Source organism: Streptomyces sp. NPDC007205 (genome assembly GCF_040634095.1).
GTDB lineage: Bacteria > Actinomycetota > Actinomycetes > Streptomycetales > Streptomycetaceae > Streptomyces.
The window spans coordinates 1-1860 of sequence record NZ_JBEYEW010000162.1; the positions used below are offsets into that span (position 1 = coordinate 1).

2 protein-coding genes and 1 pseudogene are annotated in these 1860 nt (G+C 68.9%); all 3 read left to right on the forward strand.

Annotation, left to right across the window (positions count from 1 at the left end; genetic code table 11):
- Positions 1-338: 338 nt before the first annotated feature.
- The 3 genes and pseudogenes from ABZ624_RS42895 to ABZ624_RS42905 all read left to right on the forward strand — a co-directional run bounded on the left by ABZ624_RS42895 (position 339) and on the right by ABZ624_RS42905 (position 1666).
- Positions 339-743, forward strand: coding sequence for a hypothetical protein (locus ABZ624_RS42895; protein ID WP_360101164.1), 405 nt, complete (start codon positions 339-341; stop codon positions 741-743).
- 326 nt (positions 744-1069) lie between these two features.
- Positions 1070-1156: pseudogene (locus ABZ624_RS42900) on the forward strand (hypothetical protein); the annotation flags it as partial.
- A 72-nt stretch (positions 1157-1228) separates the two neighbouring features.
- The gene (locus ABZ624_RS42905; protein WP_360101167.1) at positions 1229-1666 is read left to right on the forward strand and encodes a hypothetical protein; all 438 of its coding nucleotides are present in this window, start codon (positions 1229-1231) and stop codon (positions 1664-1666) included.
- Positions 1667-1860 lie beyond the last annotated feature (194 nt).

A 1860-nucleotide genomic window follows, 5' to 3' on the forward strand; every position in this document is an offset into this window, starting at 1 on the left:
CAGTGAGAGCTGTGATGACCCAAAGACGTCGAAGCGCCCGCACTTGATCACCCACGTTGTCACGACCGACGCCACGGTCAACGATGCGATGGTCGCCAGATCCGAAGTCGTACAGCGATCAGCGCAGTTGACCCGTTCCGCTCAAGACTGAGTGCCGTGGACCGCACCACGAACTCGCAGCTGTTGCGACACCGTCAACCACACCTCGGGCCGCCGCCCCCTACTCGGTCAGCTCGGCGTGCGCGACCACGTCTGTCTTCAATCCCACGGAAGTGGTGGCCCGGCTGGCCGAGGTGCTTGGGACTCGTTGCCGCGCTGGGGGCCGTTAGCCTATCGGTATGTCAGAGCGTGTCATGCCCGGTCGCGCGGACGGCCTGATCACCCTGGATGCCGCGGACGCTCTGTGGGTTGATCTGACGGCCGACAGCGCTGTGCCGACGGCTTCTGGGACATTCACCTGCCCTCCTGCCCGTGCCCGGCTGGGGTACGTCCTGCTCGGCGGTCATGTGGTGGCGACGGTGAGGGCGAGCGCCGGTCAGTGGAGTGTTTTGGAGGCCCGGGTGCGCTGGGCGGCAGCGGAACTGAACGCGGTGGGGATGGACCGGCAGGACCTGGTCCGCATCGGTCCGTTTCGCGGGCCGCCGAGACAGGAGGGCAACGAGGAAACGCCGCTGCGTTGGCGCCAGCGCATCACGGGAGAATTGCAGGAGCTGGGCAGCCCCCGGGCGGGCAGCACGACGTGAAGTCGGCCGGGCCTACCATCTGGCGGGGATCGATTGGCGGCAGATACTCGTGGAGCAGACCCGCGACGGGACGCAACAGACGTGGTGGCTGCCGCGTGCTGTGGTCATGCTGCTGGATGCGGCCGAGCACACCGAAACGCAGTGGGTGCAAGCCGCGCGGACCCGCCAGGCAGGCGCAGCCGTCACCGGGCCGCCCTCCCACTCCCGGCAGGCCCGAGACGCCGGCGGCCGGCAGACGATGAGCCTCGAAGGCCCCGGCGCCTCACTGCGCCCGTACAACAAGGAGCTGGAAGGCCAGCTGTACTCGGTGCTCAGCAGGAAGCCCAATACCTCCCGCAGGGTGGCCAGGTGGGCGTGCGCCGTCTGCCGCATGCGCCGCCACCGTCCTCGGCCACTGCCACGAACACGGCTACGTCCGTGCTTTCGTCTGCCAGTCCTGCAACACACATGAACGACCCGACCACCTGTACAGCAACGACATCCGCGTGGCGAACCGCTACAGACGTCTCTTCGACACCGACACCGACGACTGGCTCCGCTGCCCCGGCTGCCGCGCACCCACCACCCTGCCCCTGCCACACCTCGCCGCATGGACCGCCCACATAGCCTGCCGATGCTGCGCCCGACCCACCGCCCCCGGCGGGCGCAAGCCCTGCGGTGTCCTGCGCGTGTCCTGGACGGGCAGTCAGAACGCGCCCTGTTCCTGCCTGCTCCCCGTCGCCGTCGACTTCTCCCCCTCCGGCGAGCACCGTGTCCTGGCGCGAGTCCCCTGCTGCGAAGCCGTCGACCGGTTTCGTGTCTGGTTGGCCGAGACAGCCCCTGCCGTGGCCGCCGCGGCCGGCCCCGACCGCCTGGACGGCCTCCCGCCCAATCCCAGGCCCGTCATCGCGGACACCAGCGGCGAGGGCCTGGCGCTGTTCTGAGCGAACGCGGGACAACGTCAACCCATGCCCGCCCGGCGCCGGTTCGCAGCCCACCCAGCGCCTACGAAACCCGCCGCTTTCTCCACCAACGCCCCAAGCAGCCCCAAGGCCGGGAAGTTAGCGTTTTCGCAGGTGCCGCAAGCACGTTGAGGGTTCGAGGCGAAAGCACAACGGAGCTCGTTGGTACAGGCAGT

Coding starts and splice junctions, on each gene's coding strand:
- ABZ624_RS42895 (WP_360101164.1), top strand. CDS start 339: ATGTCAGAGCGTGTCATGCCCGGTCGCGCGGACGGCCTGATCACCCTG.